The sequence below is a fragment of the Peptoniphilus timonensis JC401 genome, from assembly GCF_000312025.1.
In the GTDB taxonomy this organism is placed as follows: Bacteria; Bacillota; Clostridia; order Tissierellales; family Peptoniphilaceae; genus Peptoniphilus_A; species Peptoniphilus_A timonensis.
On the sequence record NZ_HE978593.1, the window covers coordinates 484,151 to 508,882 of the forward strand.

Consider the following 24,732-nt stretch of genomic DNA (forward strand, 5'->3'; position numbering starts at 1 on the left):
GATTTAACGACATTAAAGAAGGGGATCTTCTTGAGTCTTATATTCTAAAGGAAGTTGAGCGATCATAATGAACAATAAAAGGATTAATAGAATTTCAGAAGAAGTTAAAAGAACAATTTCTAATATTGTTCAAAATGAATTGAAAGATCCAAGAATTCCTTCTATAACAAGTATATCTCATGTTGAGGTAACAAATGATTTATCTTACGCCAAGGTGTATGTATCTGTTTTAGGTGATGAATATGATAGAGATGAAGCTGTAGAAGGACTTAATTCAGCTAAGGGTTTTATAAAAAAAGAATTGGCAAAAAAAGTAAAACTTAGAGCTATGCCAGAATTAATTTTTATAAAAGATGATTCGATTGAAAGAGCTCTTGAACTTGATAAGTTAATTGATGAGGTTAATCGTGGAAATGACTAATTTAAAAGATCTTTCTTTGGAATTAAAAAATCTAATCGATACTAGTAAAAATATTGCTGTGGCTTCACATTTAAATCCTGATGGAGACAATCTTGGATCAGTTACGGCAATGATTGGATTATTAGTTAAATTTGGGAAAAAACCAATTTTTATATTAGATGATACTATCCCATCTTCTTTTAAGTTTTTACCAAATTTATCTTATGCAAAAAGCCCAGATCAAATTGATTGTGAAATTGATTTATTTATTGCTCTTGATTCTTCTGATGAAGATAGAATGGGAGACAAGGTGAAAGAGATTTTTTCTAAATCAAAGAGAACTGCAAATATAGACCATCATTTTAGCAATAAAAAATATGCAGATTTAAATATTGTAGATGACAAATCTCCTGCAACTTGTGAAATTCTTGCAAGAATTTTTTAAATCATTAAATCTTGAATTAAATAAAGAAATAGCTACTTCTTTATTTACTGGACTTTCAACTGATACAGGATCTTTTAAATATAGTTCGGTGACCTCAGATACTTTTAGTATTGCATCGGACCTATTTAAATATGATATTGACATTAATGAAGTTACAGTAAATATTTATCAAAGTAGATCAAGACAAAAAACAGATCTTTTAATTAGAGCGATGAATTCTATAGAGTATTTTGATGATGATAGGATTGCAGTTGTTTTTGTAACAAAAGATGATATGGAAATAACAAATGCAGCTAAAGCTGATGCCGATGGTATAGTTGAATTTGTAAGAGATATAGATACAGTTGAATTGGCAGTCTTACTTAAAGAAAAAGAGGACTGTATTAGACTCTCCTTAAGATCTAAATCTTGTGTAGATTGTACTGAAATAGCTTCTAAGTTTAATGGTGGTGGCCATATTAGAGCATCAGGAGGTACAATTTATTCTACAGATTTGGAAAAGGCAAAAAGAGATGTAGTTAATTTTGCAGAAGAGCAGCTATGATGGATGGACTTTTAGTTTTTGACAAAGACAAGGGAATAACTTCTCACGATTTAGTTTATAAAGTTAGACGAAAATTAGGAATAAAAAAAGTAGGTCATACAGGGACACTTGATCCTATGGCCACAGGTGTACTTGTCATATCTATTGGCAAAGCTACTAAAACCAGTGAGTATATAATTTCAAGTGATAAAGAATATGAAGCTAAAATAAAGTTAGGAATATTAACTGATACTTACGATATCACCGGAGAAATTTTAAAAAAAGAGTCGGTTAATTTTACTGAAAAAGAAATTGAAGAATGTTTAAAAAAATTTACTGGAAAAATTTCTCAAAAGCCGCCTATTTATTCAGCTCTTAAAGTTAAGGGTAAGAAACTCTATGAATATGCCAGAGAGGGTAAGAGTGTTGATATAAAGAAAAGAGATGTAGAGATATATTCAATAGATCTTCTAGATTTTAATGGAAGCGATGAAATTTCAATTAGAACTAAAGTGTCAAAAGGAACATATATAAGATCTCTTGCTAACGATATCGGTGAATATTTAGGAAGCTATGGAACACTTACAGAATTAAGAAGGACTAGAACTGGTGATTTTAAAATTCAAGATGCTGTTGGAGTTTCTGAATTTGAAAATATGAGTGTAGATGAAATAAATAAAAAAATATTAGCAATGGATTTAGCACTTAGTAGTTTTAGTAGAATTGATATAGATAAAAACTTTTATGAAAAATTTCTAAATGGACAATTTTATAGACTGAACGATAAAGTGGAAGATAAGGAATACAGAGTTTATTCTGATAATAAGTTTTTAGGAATTGGAGAAATCAGAATAATTGATGGGAAATTCTATCTGAAGATGAAGAAAAAATTGATAGGTGATTTATGAAAATAATTGAAATTGACTTAAATTTTGTAGCAAATGAAGAATCAGTTATTGCCCTTGGAAATTTTGATGGAGTTCATAGGGGTCATATCGAATTAATAAAAAAAGCAGTTGAAGATGCAAAAAAATTAAAAATTAAATCCAGCCTACTACTTTTTAATGAACACACAGACAATCTTGTTAAAGTTGGTAAAAAAGAAATAATTACGACAAATAAGACAAAATTTGAAATTCTTGAAAAACTTGGTGTAGATATAATTTATCTAATTAATTTTACAAAAGAATTTATGGCTTATAGTCCTATAATGTTTTTGGAGAATTTTTTAGCTAATAATTTAAAAATTAAAGGTGTAGTTGTTGGATATGACTACACTTATGGTTTTAAAAAATCAGGTGATGTTGAATTTTTAAATAAAAACAAAAACTTATTTAAAAGTGTTCATGTTATAGAACAAATTTCTTATAAAGGCGAAAAAATATCATCATCTCGTATAAGAAGCTTGATTGAAGAGGGAAGAGTAAAAGAGGCGCATAATTTACTATCAAGACCATATAAACTAATTGGTAAGATTATCCATGCCAAAGGTCTTGGTAAAAAAATGGGATATCCAACTGCAAATCTTGAGCTAGTAGATAATTTTGTAATTCCTAAATTTGGTGTTTACGACACTGATATTATTATTGATGGTAAAAGATTTAAAGCTTCAACCAATATTGGAACTAATCCAACTGTTGAACATGATGGAATTAAAATAGAAGCACATATTCTTGATTTTGATAGAGATATTTATGGCGAAATCGTTGAGCTGGAACTTTTAGAATTTGTTAGACCAGAATTAAAGTTTGATAGTGTAGATGAACTTTTTGAACAAATAGCTAGAGATGTTTTAGTTACAAGGAATAGATGACTTTACAATAAATTGATTATGTGGTAAGATATACAAGGTTAAATAGCTATTCACAGTTGGTCGCTCCTCGACGCCTACTTTGATTAGCTTTATTAAAAAAATAGGAGGAAATTATGTTAGAACCAAATATTAAAAAAATTATTATTGACGAATTTAAAACTCATGAAGGTGATACAGGATCACCAGAAGTACAAATTGCAATTCTTACAAGAAGAATTAACGATTTAAATGAACACTTAAGAACTCATAAAAAAGATCACCATTCAAGAAGAGGACTTCTTAAAATGGTAGGTAAAAGAAGAAATTTATTGAGATATTTAAAAAATAAGGATATAGAAAGATATCGTACACTTATTAAAAAACTACAAATAAGAGGATAATAGGAGCGGTAATTCCGCTCTTTCTTATTAGAAGGAGGAAATAATGGAAAAAACTTATACTATGGATCTTGCAGGTTCTCAGTTAAAAGTAACAATTGGAAAAGTTGCTGAACAAGCAAATGGAGCTTGTTTAGTACAATATGGAGATACTGTTGTACTTGTTACTGCAACAGCATCTTCTAAACCAGGAGAGGGAATCGACTTTTTTCCTCTAAGTGTTGATTATGAAGAAAAAATGTATGCTGTTGGCAAGATTCCAGGTGGATTCATTAAGAGAGAAGGACGACCTAGTGAAAAAGCAACTCTAACAGCTAGATTAATCGACAGACCTCTTAGACCTCTTTTCCCAGAAGGTTATAGAAATGATGTACACATAGTAGCAACTGTTTTAAGTGTTGATCAAGATCATTCACCAGAAATTGTTGCCATGATAGGTTCCTCTATTGCTCTTTCTATTTCTGATATTCCTTTTGATGGACCAACAGGTTCAGTTGAAGTTGGTTATATAGACGGTAAGTATATAATAAATCCTAATGAGGAAGAGAGAAATAATTCTAAGATTAATTTATCTCTTGCAGGAACTGAGACAGCTATTATGATGGTTGAAGCAGGTGCTCAGGAAGTTAGTGAAGCTGAAATGCTTGGTGCAATTTTAGACGGACATAATGTAATTAGAGAAATATGCACTTTCGTAAGTGACATCGCTAAGGAAATCGGAAAAGAAAAATCTGAATATGAAGTATTTAAAGCTGATGAAGAAATTGTTGCCAAAGTTAAAGAATTTGGAACAGACTTGCTTGTTGATGCTATAAGACAAAAGGATAAAGTTGTAAGAGAAGAAAAAACTGAAAAAGCTAAAGAAGAAATTAAAGAACACTTCGAAGACTTAATGGAAGAACACGCTAAAGATGTCTCAGCAGCTATAGATGAAATCGAAGTAACTGAAATAAGACGTGGAATAATTGAAGAGGAAAGAAGACCTGATGACAGAAAGCTTACTGAAATAAGACCACTTTCTTCAGAAGTTGGTGTTCTACCTAGAACTCATGGATCAGGCTTATTTACAAGAGGACAAACTCAAGTGCTTTCAATAGCAACTCTTGGAGCTATTTCTGAAGAACAAGTAATTGATGGTCTTGGTGATGATAAACCTAAGAGGTATATTCATCATTATAACTTCCCTGGTTTTTGTGTTGGAGACACTAAACCATCAAGATCTCCAGGTAGACGTGAAATTGGACATGGAGCACTTGCTGAAAGGGCACTTTTGCCAGTTATCCCAGATCAAGAAACTTTCCCTTATACAATTAGAGTAGTTTCAGAAGTTTTATCTTCCAATGGATCATCTTCTCAAGCTTCTATATGTGGATCAACTCTTGCACTTATGGATGCAGGTGTACCTATTAAAGCTCCAGTTGCAGGTATAGCAATGGGGTTAATAGAAGAAGAAGGAAAAATAAAAATTTTGACAGATATTCAAGGTTTAGAAGATCATTTTGGTGATATGGACTTCAAGGTAGCTGGTACTAGAAAGGGTATTACAGCTATTCAAATGGATATAAAAGTTGAAGGAATAAAAAAAGAAATTCTTGAAACAGCTCTTGATAGAGCAAAGGATGCAAGATTTGAAATTTTAGATCATATTGCTAAAACAATAGAAAAACCAAGAGAAGAACTTTCTAAATATGCTCCAATAATTCATATGATAAGTATAGATCCTGAAAGAATCGGTGAAGTTATCGGTGCTGGTGGTAAAATAATTAATAAAATTATTGAACAAACTGGTGTTAAAATTGATATCGATGATGATGGAAAGATTTCTATCTTATCAGATAGTGATGAAAAAGCTAAAGAAGCAATTTCAATTATAGAAGATATTGTAAAAGAAATTGAAGTTGGAGAAATATATGTTGGAAAAGTTAAGAAAATAGTCAAATTTGGTGCCTTTGTAGAATTAAAGAAGGGAACTGAAGGCTTGCTTCATATATCAGAAATTGCTCACGAAAGAACTAAAAATGTTGAAGATGTTTTAAAAGTTGGAGATTCAGTTGAAGTTAAGGTAATAGATATTGCCAAAGATACAGGAAAAATCTCTTTATCAAGAAAAGCTCTTTTAAAGAAAGAAAACAACAAAGAAGAAGAAAACAATAAATAAGATTTTGGTCGCATTAAGATTTATTTTAATGCGATTTTTTAAAGGAGAAATTATGAAATTAAAAGTTATAAATAAAAGCAAACACCCATTGCCAAATTATCAAACAGATGGCTCTTCAGGTATGGATTTAAGGGCAAATTTAGACGAAAAGATGGTCTTAAAGCCACTTGATAGAGTTTTAGTTCCAACAGGACTTTATTTTGAATTTGAAAAAGGATATGAAGCACAAGTAAGAGCTAGATCTGGGCTTGCTCTTAAAAAAGGTTTAGGACTTCCTAATGGAATTGGAACAATTGACTCCGATTATAGGGGTGAATTAAAAGTTATTTTAATTAATTTGAGTAAAGAGGATGTTGTTATTGAAGACGGCGATAGAATTGCTCAAGTTGTTTTTATGAAAATTGAGCTTCCAGAAGTAGTTGAAGTACAAGAGATTAGTGAAACAAAGAGAAGTGATGGAGGCTTCGGTCACACTGGTCTTTGAGAGCACAAATTGTTATAATATTAATGAGGTGCTAACTCTTGAAAAGGAATACAAAAAACAATAAAAAATCTACAAATAAAAAAAATAATAAAAAGTTTAAAAATAGAAATAATTCTTCTAACCTTGGAAGCGGACAAGAAATAATGGGCTTATTTCTAATAGTTATAGGTATAGTTTTTTTCATATGTCTATATAGTCAAAGAATGGGAATAATAGGTTCTCTAATTTATAAGCTGTTCTCTGTTTTATCAGGATCAGCAAATTTTGTTATACCTCTATTATTAATATTTTGGGGAATTCTATTTAATATTCAAGCAACTAAACTAAATATGAAACGATATATAGCTTACTCACTTGTGATTTTTTTATGCATTCTAGTTTTCTTAGATGGATTTAAGGAAATGGACATGACTCTTATAGAGAGAATAATAAAATCTACAGAGTATATGGATATAACTCGAAGTGGTGGAATTATAGGAGCCATTTTTGGGTTTTTCTCCTATAAGCTTTTAGGGTCCCTAGGTACTTATTTAATATTAACTATAATAATTTTTGCGTCTATTTATTTAATGTTAAGACCAAATATGGATCAAATTATTATGGCTTTTGAAGATCTTGGGGAACATATTGAAGATAAAAAGAAAATATTAGAAGAAAAGAAAGCTCAAAAAAAATTAAAGCTTGAAGAAAAAGAAAAGAAAAAAGCTTTAAAAGAACTTAATAAAAAAGAAAAGTCTGAAAATCAAGTTGCTTCTGATTCAGTAGTTGAAACAAGCGAATTATCAGAGAATTTAGTAATAAAAGATTATTCTGATGAAATAGATTCTGAAGATACAGATTTTATAAAGATAAATAATTTTGACAATAATAATCAAAAAAATTCAAGTTCAGAAAATGAAAATAATGAGAATTCTGAAAATACTGAAGAGGAAATAGTTGATACCATAAAAGACGATATTGAACATAAAAAAGAAGAGGAATTTGTCTATACTTATCCTGATACAGCTCTTTTGGAAAGAGTTTCATCAAAAGGAAATTTTTCTAAAGATGAAGTAGTTGAAAAAGGAAAGATTATCGAAAACACAATGAAGAACTTTGGTATTGATTCTAAAGTTGTGGCAATAAATCGTGGACCTGTAATTACTTCTTATGAATTGAAACCAGCACCAGGAATAAAATTATCAAGAATTGTCAGTCTTAGTGATAATATTGCCATGGCTCTTGCAAGTTCTGATTTGCGTATTGAAGCTCCTATACCAGGGAAAACTGTTGTAGGAATTGAAGTTCCAAATAAAGAAAAAGATTCAGTTGGATTAAAAGAAATAATAGAATCAAGGGAATTCAAAAGTATTAAATCTGATATACCTCTAACATTAGGTAAGGATGTTGAAGGAAATATTTTAGTATCAGGCATGGAAGATATGCCCCATCTTTTAATAGCGGGAGCAACTGGATCAGGTAAATCTGTTTGCATTAACTCAATTATAACTAGTGTCATTTATAAATCATCTCCTAAAGATGTAAAACTTATGTTAATAGATCCTAAAGTTGTTGAGTTAAGTGTTTATAACGGAATTCCACATCTTTTAATTGACGTAGTCACTAATCCTAAAAAAGCTGCTTTCGCACTTAATTGGGCTGTTGATGAAATGGAAAAAAGATATTTAGCCTTTGCTGAAAATCATGTAAGAGATTTAAAAGGTTTTAATAAAAAAATGATTTCTGAAGGAAGAGAAAATGAAAAACTTCCTAAAATTTTAATAATAGTAGATGAATTAGCAGATCTGATGATGGTTGCTTCAAAAGAAATTGAAGAATATATAGCAAGGCTCGCTCAAAAGGCAAGAGCTGCAGGTATGCATTTGATACTTGCTACACAAAGACCTTCAGTTGATGTTATTACAGGTACTATTAAAGCTAACGTTCCTTCTCGTATAGCATTTTCAGTAGCTTCTGCTGTGGATTCTAGGACTATACTGGACATGGGTGGAGCAGAAAAACTACTTGGAAAGGGAGATATGCTTTTCTATCCAAGTAAATATCCAAAACCTAAAAGAATTCAAGGTGCTTTTATAAGTGATGGCGAAGTTGAGAGACTTGTTGATTTTGTAAAAAATAATAACGAAATTAAAAATAATGTTGAATCTAAGATTGAACAAGCTATAGAAGATAAGAAAGTAAAAATCGATGATGAAAAAGATCCGCTTTTTAAGGATGCTGTTGAACTTGTTATAAATGACGAGCAAGCTTCTATTTCTTATATTCAAAGAAAGTTAAAAGTTGGATATTCTAGAGCAGGAAGAATAGTTGATCAAATGGAAGAAATGGGAATAATTGGTCCTCATGAGGGTTCAAAACCTCGTAAACTATTAAAGACAAGAGAAGAATTAGATATGATTTTAGGTGATGAAGATGAATAATGTGCATATAGTTACTTTAGGATGTTCTAAAAATGATGTAGACTCCTCTATGATGTACTCACTTTTAAATAAAGATAAATATAAAATGGTTGAAAGGCCAAATGACGCAGATATTTTAATAGTTAATACTTGTGGATTTATTGATGCTGCAAAAGAAGAATCAATTGACACTATATTAGAATCAGTAGAATATAAGAAAAATGGAAGATGTAAAAAAGTTCTTTTGTCAGGATGTTTGGCACAAAGATATCCAGAAGAACTTATAAAAGAAATACCTGAAATTGATGGAATTATAGGAACAGGAAATATAAATTATATAAATGAACTTTTAGATAGAAGTCTAGAAGGAGATTTATTTATAAAGACAGATAATTTGAACTCAGCTTATATTGAAGGTGTAAGAAAAGAACAAGTTAATACTACTGAATATGTAAAAATATCTGAAGGTTGTAATAATAATTGTTCTTATTGTATAATACCTTCTCTTCGTGGGAAAAATAGATCTAGAACAATTGAAGATATATATAGTGAAGTTAAATACTTAGTTGATAAAGGAGCAAGAGAAATCATTTTAATTGCTCAAAATACAACAGACTACGGTATTGATTTATACTCAAAGTATTCTTTATCTAATTTAATAAAGGAAATTTCTAAGATTAAAAATCTTAAATGGATAAGAGTTCTTTATCTTTACCCCGATCATTTTACAGATGATTTAATTGAAGAGTTTAAAAATAATGATAAGCTAATTAAATATGTTGATATGCCTCTTCAACATATTTCAGATAATGTTTTAAAAAGAATGAATAGAAAAACAAGTAAAGATCATATAATAAAAACATTAAAAAGCCTTAGAGAGTCTGTAGATGGTATTGTAATAAGAACTACATTCATTGTTGGATTCCCAGGAGAAACAGAAGATGATTTCAAAGAATTAATTAATTTTATTAAAGACATTAAGTTTGATAAGCTTGGAGTTTTTGAATATTCTAAAGAAGAAGGAACAAGTGCATCCTTATTAGATAATCAGATTCCAGATGAAATTAAGGAAAATAGAAAAAATGAAATAATGTCTATTCAAAATGAGATCTCTAGTGAAGTTCTTTCAGAAAAGATAAATGAGAAATTAGAAATTTTAATAGAAGAGAAAATTGATGGAAATAATTATGTGGGAAGAACATACATGGATGCTCCAGAAATTGACGGAGTGACTTATATAACTAGTGATAGAGATTTAAATATCGGTGATTTTGTAGATGTTAAAATAATAGATAGTCTTGATTATGATTTAGTAGGTGAATTGATATGAACACTCCAAATAAGTTAACTCTTATGAGAACTATAATGGTTCCTATTTTTGTACTTTGTATGTATTTAGACTTTAATAATTCTAGAATAATTGCAACAGCTATTTTTGCTATAGCTTCTTTTACTGATTTTCTTGATGGACATATTGCAAGAAGGGATAATTTAGTTACTAATTTTGGCAAATTTGCAGATCCACTAGCAGATAAAATATTAGTTTGTTCAGCTATGATAATGTTAGTAAGCACTGGAGAGATGCCTGCATGGGCTGTTATAATCATAATAGCTAGAGAATTTACTATTACAGGATTTAGAATAATTGCAGCTTCAGAAAATATTACTATTGCAGCAAGTCCACTTGGTAAATTTAAAACAGTGACTCAGTTAATATCTAATATTTTACTTTTGAGTGGAATAAGTAGCCTAAGAAATTTTGGAATGGTAATATTTTATCTTGCAGTTATATTTACTATTATTTCTGGTGCAGATTACCTTATAAAAAATAAAAAAGTTTTAGATTTAGAAAATATTTAAGAAAAAATTTAAGGAGAAGTATGAAAGCAAGTGTTTTAACAGTTGGAACAGAAATATTAATTGGCTCTATAACTAATACAAATTCAAAATATATTTCTGAAAAACTAACTGATATGGGATTAGATGTAATAAGACAAGTTTCAGTTGATGATGAATTAGATGAAATAGTAAGTGAATTAAAGTACTTATCAAAAACATCTGACTTAATCGTAATAAGTGGAGGTCTTGGTCCTACTAATGATGATATAACCAGAGATGCTGTTGCAAAATTTCTAAATAGAAAGATTTATCTTGATGAAGACGAAAAAGAAAAATTGGAAGATAGATTTAATAGATTTGGAAGAAAAATGACTCCAAATAATTTAAAGCAAGTTATGTTAATAGAAGGGTCAGAAAAAATAGAAAACCACTGGGGTGTAGCATTAGGTGAATATATTGAATTTGACAACAAAAAAATAATTTTACTACCTGGACCACCAAATGAAATGGAACCAATGTTAGATTATTATTTTGCCAATAAATCTTTTACTAAAGACAATATAATTGTAAAATCTATTGATGTTATCGGCTTAGGAGAGTCTATAATTGAAGATAGAATCAGAAAAATGACTTTTTCAAATAAAGACATAAGTATAAATACCTTTGCTCATGGGAGTCATACTGAAATTAAGATAATTGGAAAAAATTCTAACTTTGAGAAACTTCAAAGTTTAATCGATGTCACTGTAAGTTCTCTTTATAAGGAATTTAACACTCATATTTATTCAGAAAATAATGAAGATGTTGCAAGACAAATTGTAAATATACTTGAAAAAAACAATTTAAAAATTTCTTTTGCTGAATCTATAACTGGCGGCTTACTTAGTTCTGCTATAACAGATATAAGTGGAGCTTCAAAGGTAATAGAAACATCCTTTGTTACTTATTCAAATGATTCAAAAAATAAAAATCTTAATGTATCAAATAATACTTTAAGAGATTTTGGTGCAATTAGTGAAAATACAGCATATGAAATGGCAAAAGGAATAAGAGAAAGATCTAAATCAAATATTGGTGTAGCTACTACTGGAGAAGCAGGACCAAACTCATCAGAAACTGAAGTGGGAAATGTTTTTACTTGTATATTTTTTGGAGAAGATAATTATAAATTAAATCATTATTTCTTTAGTGGAGATAGAAATAAAATACGAAGAAGTACTGTAAATAGAGTTTTATCAGAAATTCTTTATTTACTTAGAAAAAATTATAAGGAGTAATTATGAAAGACAATAATTTAAGTAAGGAAAAACAAGAAGCTCTACATAATGTTATTTCAAAAATTGAAAAACAATATGGTGAAGGATCCGTTATGATTCTAGGTGATGACGTAAAGCTAGATATCGATTCTATTCCGACTGGGTCACTAGCACTTGATATTGCTCTTGGAATTGGCGGTATACCTAAAGGAAGAATTATAGAAATTTATGGTCCTGAATCCTCAGGTAAGACAACTTTAGCTCTTCATATGTTAGCTGAAGCCCAAAAAATCGGAGGTACAGGAGCTTTTGTTGATGCTGAGCACGCACTTGATGCTGGTTATGCAAAAAACTTAGGTGTTGATATTGAAAACTTAATTATTTCACAACCTGATACTGGTGAACAAGCTCTAGAAATAACAGAGGCTTTGGTTAGATCTAATGCAGTAGATTTAATTATAATTGACTCTGTTGCAGCTCTTGTTCCTAAAGCTGAAATAGATGGTGATATGGGTGCTGCACAAATTGGTCTTCAAGCTAGGTTAATGTCACAAGCCTTAAGAAAATTAACAGGTGCAATTAATAAATCAAAGTGCACTGTTGTATTTATTAATCAACTTAGAGAAAAAGTTGGAATTATGTTTGGTAATCCTGAAACAACAACAGGAGGTAGGGCGCTTAAATTTTATTCTTCAGTAAGACTTGATATAAGAAAATCTGAAAATATAAAAAAAGGTGACGAAATTATTGGTAATAGAGTAAGAGTTAAGGTTGTTAAAAATAAAATCGCTCCACCTTTTAGACAAGCAGAATTTGACATTATGTACGGAAAAGGCATATCAAGTGTAGGAAATATTCTAGATGTAGCTGCTGAAGCTGATATTGTTAAAAAAGCTGGTGCTTGGTATTCTTATGGTGAAGAAAGACTTGGACAAGGTAGAGAAAATGCTAAAGAATATTTAGAAAACAATGAAGATTTATTAAAAGAAATTGAACACAAGGTAAGAGTTTACTATAACTTAATAGAAGATGAGGAATCTACAGAAGAAAATATAGAAGAAAGTCCAAAAGCTGATTAAAAACAAGGTGTGATTTTTTGAAATTACTTTACTTAACAGACACCCATATAAGAGGAACTAGTCCTAAAAATAGACTAGATGATTATTATGAAAGCTTAAAAGAAAAATTAAAAGAAATTTCAAATATTATTCGTGAAGAAAAAGTTGACTATGTCTTACATGGAGGAGATTTATTTGATCGTCCTGATGTTTCAGTTAGTATTGTTTCTGATTTTGCAAAAATTTTTCAAGACTTTGGAGTGCCTATATATATAATAAGCGGAAATCATGATATTTTTTGGACATAATCCTGATACTTTAGATAGGACTATGTTAGGTTTATTGTGTAATCTTGGCATAATGAATTTAGTTAATTATAAGAAAATAATATTAGAAAAAGATATAAAAGTACAATTGACAGGTTCACCATATATTTATTCCATGGACGAAGCATCAAACAAAGAAAATTATATTATAAACGAAGTTGATGAGACTTGTAAGTACGCAATCCATATGACACATGGTTTTTTAATTGATAAGCCATTTTTAAAAGAAGTACCTCATACTCTTATAGATGATATTAGAAATACTAAGGCAGATATAACTTTAGCTGGTCACTATCACTTTGGTTTTAAAACTGTAGAGCTAGATAATAAATATTTTATAAATCCTGGAGCTTTAATGAGAATTTCTAATTCAAAGATAGAAATAAAAAGAAAACCAAAGGTTAATATTATTACATTAGGAAATGATATTAAAATAGAAGACAGGTTTTTAAAATGCGCAAAAGCAGGAGAAGTTGTTTTAGATAGATCTGAAATGGAAAGACATAAATTTAAGGGTATTAAAATGGCAGAATTTAAGGAAAGTATTGATGCTTCAGCTAATTATAAAAGTTTAGATATCTTTGATTTGCTTTTAAAAATTTCTAAGAGTGAAAAAATATCTGAAGATATAAAAAAAGAAGCTCTAAAAAGAGTTGAAGAAGCACAAATTAATGGAGTTGAATATAAATGATATATATAAAAAATGTTGAACTTCATAATTTTCAATCTCATAATTATACAGAAATTGAATTTGACCGAGGATTAAATGTTATCCTCGGTAATTCTGACGCAGGAAAAACTGCAATACTTAGAGCAATAAAATGGGCCTTATATAATGAACCTAAGGGAGATTATTTTATTAGGCAAGGAGAAAAAGAAGTTTCTGTAAAGGTTACCTTTTCAAATGGTGTTGTTGTAGAGAGATCTAGAACTCCTTCCAAAAATTCCTACTATCTTATGACAGCTGAAGGTGAAGAGATGAGATTCGAAGGATTTGGTCTAGATGTACCTAAAGAAATAAGAAATGCAACTAATATGTATAAAGTTTCTCTTGATAATTCTAACAATAAAAGTATTTTAAATATAGCAGAACAACTTGATGGACCATTTTTGTTAAATGAACAGGCTTCTTTAAGGGCTTCTGCAATTGGTCGACTAATTGGAGTAAACTACGTTGATGATGCTTTAAGAAATGTTGTAAGAGATAATAAAAGGTTGAGTCAAGAAATTGATACGTTAAAAAAAAGTAGGGAAGATTACAAAAATCAACTCAAAGAGTTTGAGTATATAGATGATTATAAAAATCGTTTTGAGAAAATATCTGCTATTCGAAATAAAATCGAAAATCTTCAGCATAAACTTGATTTGGCTTCAAAATTAAAAGATGATTATGAAAAAAATGAAAATGCTATTCTTGAAACAAATAATTTAGTTTTAAAATTTAAAGATCTAGATAAAATTGAAAATATACTTCCAAAATTAGAAAATTATTTAATTAAAAAAAATAGTTTTGAAAATTATCAAAATAGATTGTTAAAGACAGCTAAAGAAATAGATTTAATGAATCTTAACTTAGATAAGTTAAAGAATATTAATAATTTGTCTGAAAAGACAAAAGTAATTGAAGCAAAAGAAGCTAAATTACAAAATTATCTGCGAATTGAAGAGAAGTATAAAATTAATTTTTCACAAATAAATGAGTTACTTTTAAATTTAGATAAATTTAGAAATAATGACCAAATCGAAAGCATAATAAAGAATCTTGAAAAAAATATTAATTTTTATAATAAACTTTCATCTTCATACATAGCGTTAAATAAAATATTATCAAATTTAAAAATAGGAGAGGACTATATAAAGAAATTTGATAATAATAAAAATATATCTGATATTTTCAAAAGTTTACAGTCAAAGCTAATTCAATTAAATAAACTAAAAGAATTGAATATTAAGTATTGCGATCTAAAAAATAATATAAAATATGAAGAAAATGAAATAGAAAAAATTATTCAAGACATAAAGAATTATACAGATTCCTATGAAAAGACTATTCTTGAATTAGGTGTTTGCCCATTTTGTTACAGTGAAATTAATAGTCAGTCTATTGATCACATAAAATACCATTTAAGGAATGATTAAATGAATTACGAAGAAAATTTAAAAAATTTAAAAGAACAACTTGATAAACTTAAAAATATGAAATACAAGTCTGAAGCTAGACTTGAACAATTAAATGCACAAAAAAAAGAAATACTAAATGAAATTGAAGATTTAGGTATAAAACCAGAGGAATTAGAAAGTGAAATTTCTAAATTAAAAAATGAAATAGATAGTCTATTTAATGAAGCAAATGATTTAATGCCAAGGTTGTGATTTTTTGGAACTAAAAGATTTAGATAACAAACTCTCAGAATTAAATAATAAAATTTTAAATGATGAGGGAAAAGTTGAAATATTAAAGGATCAGCTTGATAAAGTTGAGCTCAAATTAAGCGACAAGGAGAAATACAGCGATATCTTAACTCAGGTGTCTATTCTATTTCAAAAAACGTCTGAATTCGCTAGAGAACAATCTAAACGACAAATTGAAGATACTGTGACCAAATGTCTTCAATTTATACTAGAAACTGATATAGAATTTCTAATTGAATTATCTGAATCTAGATCTGTGCCTGTTGCAGAATTTTTTGTTCAATCTAATTATCCAGAAGGGTATAGCATAAAAACAAAACCAGAAATTGCTCGTGGTGGTGGAGTTGTCGATATAATTTCTCTAGCACTTAGAATTGCATTCTTGCAACAAAATCAACCTTTATTATCAGGTCCATTAATTCTTGATGAACCAGGAAAACATGTTAGCAATGATTATATTTTTAATTTAGGAGAATTTTTAAAAAGGTCTTCTGGAATTTTTAATCGACAAATTATCATGGTTACACATAATCCTCATTTGTCACAAATTTCTGACAAAGCATTTCAAGTTTCAAACAAAAGGGGAATAAGTGAAGTAAGTGTTTACGAGCATTAAGATTTTCTTGACTTTAGTGAGTAAAATTGTTAGTATATTAATGAGAATATAGAGCGTTTATATATTATATGAATATTAAGCTTTAAGTCAGGAGGAAATATAATGATTTACGACTCAAAAATAAAAAACAAAGATGTAGATGGTTTATTTGAAGCCATTCTTTTACTTGAGAATTTAGAAGAGTGTTATAGATTTTTTGAAGATATTTGTACAGTTAAAGAATTACAAGCAATAGCACAAAGACTTCAAGTTGTTAAGTTATTAATAAAAAATAAAACTTATCATGAAATTGAAAGTGAAACTGGTGCTTCAACAGCAACTATATCTAGAATAAATAGATCTTTAAATTATGGATCTGATGGATATAAACTAGTACTACAAAGATTAAATATTATAGATGAAGATGAAGAAGAAAAAGAATAAGGCTTACCTTATTCTTTTTTATATGTTTACATTTATAGTTTTGTAATTTGTGTATGTGACCAAACCAGGTTTTTTGGCAGGATGTCTTTTAACATTCATTTTAAAAGTATAATCTACTGGAATATTTTGAGATTTTGAAAGTGAACTATATTTTGCCGCCAGTTTAGCCGCCGTTATTAAAGAATTATTTGAAAAATCTCTATTATCATTTTTAAGTATTACGTGAGAACCTGGGGCATCTTTAACATGAAACCACAGGTCATTTTTTTTAGCTTTTTTTAATGTCAAATAATCATTTTGTTTATTATTTTTACCTATAAATATATCAAATCCGTCTTCCGTTTTTAATTTAAGATAATTTTCCTGAGAATCTTTTCTCTTTTTATTATTTTTTTTCTTCTTCTTTTTTAAATATCCTTCTTTTTCAAGTTCTTCGTATAAATCATCAATTTCATCTGGCGTTTCAGCAAATTCAATATTTAATAAAATTGATTCTAAATAATTTAATTCAGATTTACCAATTTCAATTTGTTCCTTTAAATAAATCGCAGCATTCTTAAGCTTAGAAAATTTCTTATAATATTTTGAAGCATTAGAGGGACCATCAAGCTTTGAATCAAGGGGTATCTCAATTTCTTCCATTTCATTATAAAAATTTTCAACTTTAACAGATTCTGCTCCTTTTTCTATTTTATAAAAATTAGAAGAAATCAAATCCGCATAAATTTTATACTTTTCTCTATTTAAAGCAAGGTTTAGTTCGTTAGATTGGTTAGATAGTTTACGTGAAATTTTATCAATATTTTTCTTAACAGATTTTTTTAGTTCTTTACTCTTAGTTCCTAAAGTGTCCCTTAAAAATTTTGAATTATAAAATTCCTCTAAGAGGGAAGAGATGGATTCTAGCTTTAATTTTTCTTTTTCATTTAACTCTTTTAGATCTATTGAATAGAAATCCTTAAAAATTTCATCTCTATAAATTTTTATAGGAGTAAAATTATTTTCCCTAATATTACAAAAGATTTCAATAAAGTTCTTATTTAAAATTTCTATTTCATCACTATTTAAGGAAGAAATATTTCTTTTAAAGTCTATATTTGATCTATATTCAAGTTCTCTACACATTTGTGGACTAATACCAGTAAATGTTTTAATAAAAAAAGTTTTTAGATTAAAATTTTCTTCCTGATTTTTTATAATATCGACAATAGACAAAGTATCACAAGGATTCAATCCATCTGATATATCATCAGAATTATAAATAAGACCTGGTAAAATTTCTCGAACACTAGAAAGATTAAAATTAACTCTTTTTAAAGAGTCAATAATTTTTTGCTATCATTATCAATTAAAATTACATTAGAGTGTTTGCCCATAAGCTCTATAATAAGACATTTTTCACTAAATAAACCTAGTTCATCGCGAGATTTAACATGAATTTCAATTATTCTATCCATTTTATATTGACAAACTTTTAATATTTGATTATTTTCAAGATGTTTTCTAAGTAACATGCAAAATGCAGGGGGATTTTGAGGACTATCAAATATTTCTTCGCTAAAATATATCCTAGGACTACCAGATATTGATATAAATAATCTTTCTTTTCGTCCATTAGCTCTAATATTAATTAAAAGATCATTGTTTTCATTTTGGTAAATTTTATCAATTCTACCGTTAATAATCCTTTTATTTATTTCATAAACTAAGTTTTTAACAACTGTACCATCTAAAGACATATAATCACCTAAAATTTATTATAACATATTATTAATTGAAAAAAATATAGTTTAAATCTAATAAAACATATATTTAGAACAAATGTACTCACTAAAAAACACATTGCATAAAAAATAGAAAAAGTAATTAATATGATATTTATTATTTTATAATCAAAACATATTATAATAACAAAACAAAAATTAAATTAAAGGATATAAGCAAGTATTAGAATTATTTTAAGAAATATAATAGAACTTAGTAAGTAATGAAGTTAATTATATATTATTAACATGACGAATTTTATAAGCTGAAGAGATTAAATCATACAAAAATAAATTCACTAGTAAATAAAAAAGTTATTTATAATAACGGTATTATTATTAGAGTATTATTATATAATTGAAATCTTTAAAAGAAAATATTTGGTGACATTCAGTAAAAAAGTCGGATAATATTATAAAATAATTTAAAAATAGTCACAAAATTATTATTTTGTGACTATTTTTATCTTTATCTAATATGATTTTTTTACTTAATTCGCTAGGTTCCCTTCTAAAATAACTTAAAAAATAAAATTCTTTATACAAAAGTATATTTATAATATTTTTAATTAATCAAATAGAGAATTTTTAGATTCATTTTTGTTATTAGCTAGAGAATTGTCTGTAGTTTCTTTAATATCTTTATATTCTTCATTTTTTACATTTTTGTTTTCTTGGCTATCTTTATTTTCTTCATAATTATATCTTTTTCCCTTAGTCTTAAAGTTTCCAGAAATATAAACAGAATCATTTTTCCAATCAACATTTAGACCTAAAGTTTCAGAAACAAATCTAATTGGTACATAAGTCCTTCCATCAAATAAAATAGCTGGAGAATCTAAATTCACAACTGAATCAACTCCTCCATTATTGATCTTAGCCTTAGTTGAGTTAATATCAAGTTCTACTAAAACATCAATTGCTCCTATAAGAATTCCACTTGTATTAGTTTCTTTTCTTTGATAAAAATTAATGTTAGCACCTAAATTTTCAGAAATATATCTAATTGGAACCATTACCCTATCGTTTGTTTTATCTAAATAAGCTTTACCCATATCTTCAGGAATTGTTTGTATACTGTCATTTATATAAATACTAATATTTTTGTCTGAAGCCTCCTTAGGTAGTTTACCAGCTGCAAAAACTGATGTTGTTAAAAGCATAGTCATAATTCCTATGCCAAGAATTTTTTTAAATTTTTCATAATCTCTCCTTAAATATTATCTTCATTTTTCATTATCTTCTTTCATAGTTTCCTTTATTCCTGCTAAAGGATTTGATGCCACCATCTTTTTAAGAGCTTTTTTATTTACATGAGTATAAATTTCAGTTGTGTTAACTGATTCATGACCTAGAATCTCTTGAAGAGACCTTATATCTGCATTTCCATACTCATATAATAAAGTAGCTGCAGTATGTCTTAGTTTGTGGACTGAATATTTATTTGTATCTAATCCTGAATTTTTCATATGTTTTTCAATCATATGTTGTATGGATCTATTGCTCATTCTTTGTTGTCTCATAGACAAGAACATGGCATCGTCTTCAATTTGAGGTCTTAGCTTTAAATATTCATTGATTGCATAAATGCAAGCTTGATTTAAATATATTATTCTCTCCTTGTTACCTTTTCCTATAACCTTTAGAGTATTATCCTCTTGGACATGAGAAATATTTATACCTGCTAGTTCTGAAAGTCTCATACCACAGTTTAAAAATAAGGTAACTATTGCATAGTCTCTCTTTTTATAAACAGCCTTAAGTTTTGAATTTTCTATTGTCTTTAATAAATTTAGACTTTGTTCCAAACTTAAATAAACTGGCAAAGTCTTCTCAACCTTTGGCATGTCTATGTCAATAACAGGATTTACTTTAATTATATCAATTTTTGAGTGCAAATAATTATAAAAACTTCTTATAGAAGAAATTTTTCTAAATTTTGATCTGTTTGAAATTTTTCTTTCTCTTTCAAGAAAAGCATTATAAGCATAAATATCCTGTTTTGTCACACTTTCAAATAACTCAGCATTTATATCTTCGATAGGAATATCATCAAAATCAATAGATGAATCTACTAACCCTTTTCTCCTTTTAATAAATCTTACGAACATTCTAAGATCATAATAATATTCTTTTACAGTATTCTCAGATGCACCTTTAGTAGCCTTCATATAGTCTAGGAAATCATCTATCAAATTAGAATTAATCAAATTCATCACCTTCTATAAAAATAAAAACCTGACAATTAGTCAGGTTCTCAATTATTTAGCGTATTCAACTGCCCTAGTTTCTCTAATTACATTAACTTTAATTTGACCAGGGAAATCTAATTCAGACTCTATTCTTTTAACAATTTCTCTTGCAGTAATAGTTATTTCTGCTTCAGAAATCTTTTCAGGTTTTACAATTATGCGTATTTCACGTCCAGCTTGAACAGCATAGGACTTTTCAATACCGTCAAAATCATTAGCAATCTCTTCAAGTTTTTCAAGTCTTTGAATATATGATTCAACAGTTTCACGTCTTGCACCTGGTCTAGCTGCTGAGATAGCATCAGCTGCTTGAACCAAAACAGATTCAACACAATTAGGTTCAACATCACCATGATGAGATTGGATTGCATTTATAACAAACTCAGACTCATGATATTTTCTTGCAATTTCAACTCCAATATCAACATGTGGAGCATCTAAATTCCTATCAACTGACTTTCCTAAGTCGTGAAGCAATCCACCTCTCTTAGCAAGTTTAACATCTGCACCAATTTCACCAGCCAAAATTCCAGCTATTTCAGAAACTTCTACAGAATGCTTTAAGTTGTTTTGACCGTAACTTGTTCTATACTTCAACCTACCAAGATATTTAATAATTTCTGGATGAAGTCCATGAACTCCTGCATCATAAGCAGCTTGTTCACCAGACTCTTTGATAATAGTTTCTACTTCGTTTTTAGCTTTTTCAACAGTTTCTTCAATTTTTGTTGGATGGATTCTTCCATCATTAACAAGTTTTTCAAGAGCAACTCTTGCAATTTCTCTTCTAATTGGATCAAAGCAAGATAAAACAACTGCTTCTGGAGTATCATCGATAATTAAATCTACACCTGTTATAGACTCAATTGCTCTAATATTTCTACCTTCACGTCCTATTATCCTTCCCTTCATTTCATCATTAGGAAGATTTACAACAGCAACTGTAGACTCTGCTACTTGATCTGCAGCACATCTTTGAATAGCTTGAGCTATAACATTTCTAGCATACTTTCCAGATTCCTCTTTGATTCTGTTTTCGTTTTCTTTAATAATTAGTGCTGATTCATTAGTTATTTCTTTTTTTAGTTCATTTAGAAGAATTTCTTTACCTTCATCTTTGGTAAGACCAGCAAGTTTTTGAAGTTCTTCTTCTCTCTTTTTAACAAGTTCATCAGCTTGATCTTCCTTTTCTCTCAAGCCTTCTAATTTTTTGCTAAGTTTCTCATCTTTCTTTTCAACTTGAATAGACTTTTTATCTAACAATTTTTCTTTAGATAAAACGCGATCTTCTAATTCTTTAATTTCTGATCTTCTTATCTTAGCTTCATTTTCTTGTTCAGATCTTAACTTTTGAATCTCTTCTTTAGCTTCAACAAGCAAAACTTTCTTTTGAGTTTGAGCTTGATTTTCAGCATCGTATACTATCTTTTTAGATAATTCTTCAGCATTTTTAATTTTACCTTCAGAAATATATTTTCTAATAGCATAGCCTATAGCTAAGCCAATAATACCGATTAAAATAGATATTAAAGTACTACTAAAATCCATTCTACACACCTCCTATTTAGTTTTCATGTTTCAAATTTTAAAATCATAATTAAGGCCAAAGCCTTAAAATAATTGTATATCTTTTAAAAGCATAAGTCAAACTAAAAAGTGGGTATAATGGCTTAATCTATTTACTTTTATAGATAGGTATAGCTAGTTTATATCCTGGTTTTATATCATATGAGGAAATGCTATTTGCTTTTTCAATGTCCATTACAAATTTCATTTTATTCTTATATTCGTAATTATTTGAAATACTCCAAATAGTGTCCCCACTCTTAACAGTATAAACATCATAAATTATTTCTTCTTCATTAATATTTAAATCAGAATCATTTTTTACAATTAATCCAGAATTAAATATAAAAATAAATAGCAAAAATAATAATACCTTTGGTTTATTTATTACAATTTTACGTTTCATAATATCACCTCAAAATGTTGTTTCATTTTAGTTTAAACCTTTGTGTCAAACATAAGTATCAAATATAAGTTCTAAACATATGTTACATCGTATGTTCTATAATGTCAATAGTTTAGAAAAATTATTTAAACTATCGTTTGAAATACCTGTTCAAGTATGGTATTATGATAGTATAAAAATGAGGAGGTATATCCATGTATGATGAATTAAATCAAAGAGAACTTGAAATCTTATTTTTTATAAAAAGATTTATTGAGTCCAAGTCATACCCACCTACTGTTCGTGAAATATGTAGAGGTTGTAATATTAAATCAACTTCCACTGTTTACTATGCACTTGAAAAATTAGAATCAACTAACTATATTAGAAAGGATGCATCTAAAACCAGAGCTATTGAAATTGTTCCTCAAGATGATGACATTTTAATGCTTAAAAAGAAAACTGTTGATGTTCCTGTACTTGGTAAAGTAACTGCTGGCTCCCCTATTCTTGCTGTTCAAAATATAGAAGACACTATGCCATTACCTATTGAATATGTTTCAAATAAAGAACTTTTTATTTTAAAGGTTTCTGGAGAAAGTATGATTAATGCAGGAATTTTTGATGGAGATTATGTAATAATTGAAAAGACAAATTCTGCTAGAAATGGAGAAAAAGTTTTAGCACTAATAGAAGATGAAGCAACTATAAAAACTTTTTATAAAGAAGAAAATAGATATAGATTGCAACCAGAAAATGATTCTATGGAACCTTTTTATTTTGACAAAGTCGAAATATTAGGAAAAATTGTTGGACTTTACAGAAAAATTAACTAAAATAAAAACCTTACTGCTTTTATAAAAACAGTAAGGTTTTTTTAAATTAAATATTAAAAGATTAAATTTTTAGAGAAGCATAAAGGCATCTCTATTTTTAAATATCTTTTATTGTAATTAAATTTTCTTTGTCAAGTGCATTTAATAAATGTATTAATGCAAACTTAATGTGATAATAAGACAATCCTCCTTGGAAATAAACATAATATGGATCTCTCATAGGTCCGTCAGCTGAAAGTTCTATTGAAGAACCTTCTATAAAGTCCCCTGCTGCCATTATTACTTTATCATCATAACCTGGCATATCCCAAGCTATTGGAGTGAATTCAGAGTCTACTGGAGATGAAAATTGAATATATTTACAAAAAATCTCAAGAATCTCTGGCTTTTTTAATTCAATTGCAGTAACAATATCACTTCTAGGGTCAGAGCTTGCCGGTATTGTTTTAAATCCAAGTTCTTCAAAACTTTTAGAAAAAAGAGTAGCCCCTTTTATAGCATCTTCAACAATTTTTGGAGACATAAAAAGTCCCTGAAGAATTTGTCTTGTCATCCCAAAAGTTAAGCCACAATCTTTACCAATACCTGGAGCTGTAAGAATATTTGCTGCTCTTTCAACAAGTTCTTCTTTTCCAGCTACATATCCTCCCGAATAACAAAGACCACCACCGGGATTTTTAATAAGAGATCCTGCCATTATATCGATACCAATTTCACTTGGTTCTAAAATTTCTGTAAATTCACCATAGCAATTATCAACAAAGATTTTTATATTTTTATTTATTTTTTTTACTTCATCTATTGCCTCTTTAAGTTCAGATATTGTAAAAGCTCTTCTATTTGAATAACCTGTTGATCTCTGCATTATAACAAGACTTGTGTTCTCTCTTATATAATTCTTTATATTTTTTACATCTATTCTATTGTTGTCTATTAAAGGAATTTCTGAATATTCATAGCCGCTATTGATTAATGAATCTTCACTATTTCCCCTAATACCTATAACCTTTTGCAAGGTATCGTAAGGTGTTGATGTTACAGATAAAAAGTGATCTCCTGGTTTTAACACAGCCTTAATAGCAAGTGTAATAGCATGAGTTCCTGATACTATATTAGATCTAACTAAACTATCTTCTGTTTTAAAAATCTTAGTATATATGCTTTCTACCTTATCTCTACCAATATCACCATATCCATATCCTGTCGTCCAATTAAAGTCTGTTGCTTTGAGTCCTTCTTCTTGCATTGCTTTTAAAATTTTAACCTGATTATACTGTGCAATATCACTAACTTTTTGAAATTTATCTTGTAACTTACTTTCTAAGTTATTTACAAATTTAATTATTCTTGAATCTATTTCATATTCTTCTTCAAATAATTTATCGTATATTGTCATCTTTT

General features: G+C 28.4%; 24 protein-coding genes and 2 pseudogenes. 19 read left to right on the top strand and 7 right to left on the bottom strand.

Annotated elements, in window-relative coordinates; all coding sequences use genetic code 11:
- Positions 1–67: 67 nt before the first annotated feature.
- The 18 genes and pseudogenes from rbfA (at position 68) to HGPT_RS02435 (ending at position 16,529) form a co-directional block, all read left to right on the top strand.
- Positions 68–421, top strand: a complete 354-nt coding sequence (rbfA, locus tag HGPT_RS02355; RefSeq protein WP_019138282.1) for a 30S ribosome-binding factor RbfA — start codon at positions 68–70, stop codon at positions 419–421.
- Positions 414–845 (top strand): DHH family phosphoesterase, encoded by a 432-nt coding sequence (locus tag HGPT_RS09655; protein WP_245544086.1) that lies wholly within the window; start codon positions 414–416, stop codon positions 843–845. Before rbfA ends, HGPT_RS09655 begins: the two co-directional genes overlap by 8 nt.
- Complete coding sequence (locus HGPT_RS09660) at positions 829–1,389, top strand: DHH family phosphoesterase (protein WP_245544087.1); 561 nt, start codon at positions 829–831, stop codon at positions 1,387–1,389. Before HGPT_RS09655 ends, HGPT_RS09660 begins: the two co-directional genes overlap by 17 nt.
- On the top strand, positions 1,386–2,276 hold the full coding sequence (truB, locus tag HGPT_RS02365) for a tRNA pseudouridine(55) synthase TruB (RefSeq protein ID WP_019138283.1): 891 nt from the start codon (positions 1,386–1,388) through the stop codon (positions 2,274–2,276). Before HGPT_RS09660 ends, truB begins: the two co-directional genes overlap by 4 nt.
- Entirely contained in the window at positions 2,273–3,181 is a 909-nt protein-coding gene (locus tag HGPT_RS02370; RefSeq protein WP_019138284.1) for a bifunctional riboflavin kinase/FAD synthetase, read from the top strand. Before truB ends, HGPT_RS02370 begins: the two co-directional genes overlap by 4 nt.
- A gap of 113 nt (positions 3,182–3,294) precedes the next feature.
- Positions 3,295–3,561, top strand: a complete 267-nt coding sequence (gene rpsO / locus HGPT_RS02375; RefSeq protein WP_019138285.1) for a 30S ribosomal protein S15 — start codon at positions 3,295–3,297, stop codon at positions 3,559–3,561.
- 43 nt (positions 3,562–3,604) lie between these two features.
- Positions 3,605–5,716: a polyribonucleotide nucleotidyltransferase gene (locus tag HGPT_RS02380; protein WP_019138286.1), complete on the top strand. Its 2,112-nt coding sequence runs from the start codon at positions 3,605–3,607 to the stop codon at positions 5,714–5,716.
- Between the two features lie 52 nt (positions 5,717–5,768).
- On the top strand, positions 5,769–6,200 hold the full coding sequence (dut, locus tag HGPT_RS02385; RefSeq protein WP_019138287.1) for a dUTP diphosphatase: 432 nt from the start codon (positions 5,769–5,771) through the stop codon (positions 6,198–6,200).
- 38 nt (positions 6,201–6,238) lie between these two features.
- Positions 6,239–8,620 carry an FtsK/SpoIIIE family DNA translocase gene (locus HGPT_RS02390; protein ID WP_019138288.1) on the top strand — a complete coding sequence of 794 codons (2,382 nt, stop codon included), beginning with the start codon at positions 6,239–6,241 and terminating at the stop codon, positions 8,618–8,620.
- Positions 8,613–9,929: a 30S ribosomal protein S12 methylthiotransferase RimO gene (gene rimO, locus HGPT_RS02395; protein WP_019138289.1), complete on the top strand. Its 1,317-nt coding sequence runs from the start codon at positions 8,613–8,615 to the stop codon at positions 9,927–9,929. The genes HGPT_RS02390 and rimO overlap by 8 nt, the downstream gene beginning before the upstream one ends.
- On the top strand, positions 9,926–10,459 hold the full coding sequence (gene pgsA / locus HGPT_RS02400) for a CDP-diacylglycerol--glycerol-3-phosphate 3-phosphatidyltransferase (protein WP_019138290.1): 534 nt from the start codon (positions 9,926–9,928) through the stop codon (positions 10,457–10,459). The genes rimO and pgsA overlap by 4 nt, the downstream gene beginning before the upstream one ends.
- A 20-nt stretch (positions 10,460–10,479) precedes the next feature.
- Positions 10,480–11,715: a competence/damage-inducible protein A gene (locus HGPT_RS02405; RefSeq protein ID WP_019138291.1), complete on the top strand. Its 1,236-nt coding sequence runs from the start codon at positions 10,480–10,482 to the stop codon at positions 11,713–11,715.
- Between the two features lie 2 nt (positions 11,716–11,717).
- Positions 11,718–12,773, top strand: coding sequence for a recombinase RecA (gene recA, locus HGPT_RS02410; RefSeq protein WP_019138292.1), 1,056 nt, complete (start codon positions 11,718–11,720; stop codon positions 12,771–12,773).
- Between the two features lie 17 nt (positions 12,774–12,790).
- Positions 12,791–13,769 (top strand): annotated as a pseudogene (locus tag HGPT_RS02415) (metallophosphoesterase family protein).
- A complete protein-coding gene (locus HGPT_RS02420) occupies positions 13,766–15,217 on the top strand; it encodes an AAA family ATPase (RefSeq protein WP_019138293.1) in 1,452 nt (483 codons plus the stop codon). Before HGPT_RS02415 ends, HGPT_RS02420 begins: the two are co-directional and overlap by 4 nt.
- Positions 15,218–15,451, top strand: a complete 234-nt coding sequence (locus tag HGPT_RS02425; protein ID WP_019138294.1) for a hypothetical protein — start codon at positions 15,218–15,220, stop codon at positions 15,449–15,451. It begins immediately after the preceding gene.
- Positions 15,452–15,455: 4 nt separating this feature from the next.
- Positions 15,456–16,106, top strand: coding sequence for an ATPase (locus tag HGPT_RS02430; protein WP_019138295.1), 651 nt, complete (start codon positions 15,456–15,458; stop codon positions 16,104–16,106).
- Between the two features lie 102 nt (positions 16,107–16,208).
- Complete coding sequence (locus tag HGPT_RS02435) at positions 16,209–16,529, top strand: YerC/YecD family TrpR-related protein (protein ID WP_019138296.1); 321 nt, start codon at positions 16,209–16,211, stop codon at positions 16,527–16,529.
- Between the two features lie 18 nt (positions 16,530–16,547).
- Here HGPT_RS02435 and HGPT_RS10575 read toward each other — a convergent pair whose 3' ends face one another.
- From HGPT_RS10575 to HGPT_RS02460, 6 genes and pseudogenes are all read right to left on the bottom strand, one after another.
- A complete protein-coding gene (locus HGPT_RS10575) occupies positions 16,548–16,817 on the bottom strand; it encodes an NFACT RNA binding domain-containing protein (RefSeq protein WP_425357420.1) in 270 nt (89 codons plus the stop codon).
- A 144-nt stretch (positions 16,818–16,961) separates the two neighbouring features.
- Positions 16,962–18,268 (bottom strand): annotated as a pseudogene (locus HGPT_RS10580) (Rqc2 family fibronectin-binding protein); the annotation flags it as partial.
- 593 nt (positions 18,269–18,861) lie between these two features.
- The gene (locus HGPT_RS02445; RefSeq protein WP_019138297.1) at positions 18,862–19,455 is read right to left on the bottom strand and encodes a copper amine oxidase N-terminal domain-containing protein; all 594 of its coding nucleotides are present in this window, start codon (positions 19,453–19,455) and stop codon (positions 18,862–18,864) included.
- Between the two features lie 63 nt (positions 19,456–19,518).
- The gene (locus HGPT_RS02450) at positions 19,519–20,502 is read right to left on the bottom strand and encodes a tyrosine recombinase XerC (RefSeq protein WP_019138298.1); all 984 of its coding nucleotides are present in this window, start codon (positions 20,500–20,502) and stop codon (positions 19,519–19,521) included.
- Positions 20,503–20,553: 51 nt separating this feature from the next.
- Positions 20,554–22,092, bottom strand: a complete 1,539-nt coding sequence (gene rny, locus HGPT_RS02455; protein ID WP_019138299.1) for a ribonuclease Y — start codon at positions 22,090–22,092, stop codon at positions 20,554–20,556.
- 127 nt (positions 22,093–22,219) lie between these two features.
- Entirely contained in the window at positions 22,220–22,516 is a 297-nt protein-coding gene (locus HGPT_RS02460) for a LysM peptidoglycan-binding domain-containing protein (protein ID WP_019138300.1), read from the bottom strand.
- Positions 22,517–22,710: 194 nt separating this feature from the next.
- Here HGPT_RS02460 and lexA point away from each other — a divergent pair, with 194 nt between their 5' ends.
- On the top strand, positions 22,711–23,331 hold the full coding sequence (gene lexA / locus HGPT_RS02465) for a transcriptional repressor LexA (RefSeq protein ID WP_019138301.1): 621 nt from the start codon (positions 22,711–22,713) through the stop codon (positions 23,329–23,331).
- A gap of 97 nt (positions 23,332–23,428) precedes the next feature.
- On the opposite strand, the gene HGPT_RS02470 is transcribed toward lexA, so the two are convergent.
- Positions 23,429–24,727, bottom strand: coding sequence for a methionine gamma-lyase family protein (locus tag HGPT_RS02470; RefSeq protein ID WP_019138302.1), 1,299 nt, complete (start codon positions 24,725–24,727; stop codon positions 23,429–23,431).
- Positions 24,728–24,732: the final 5 nt, after the last annotated feature.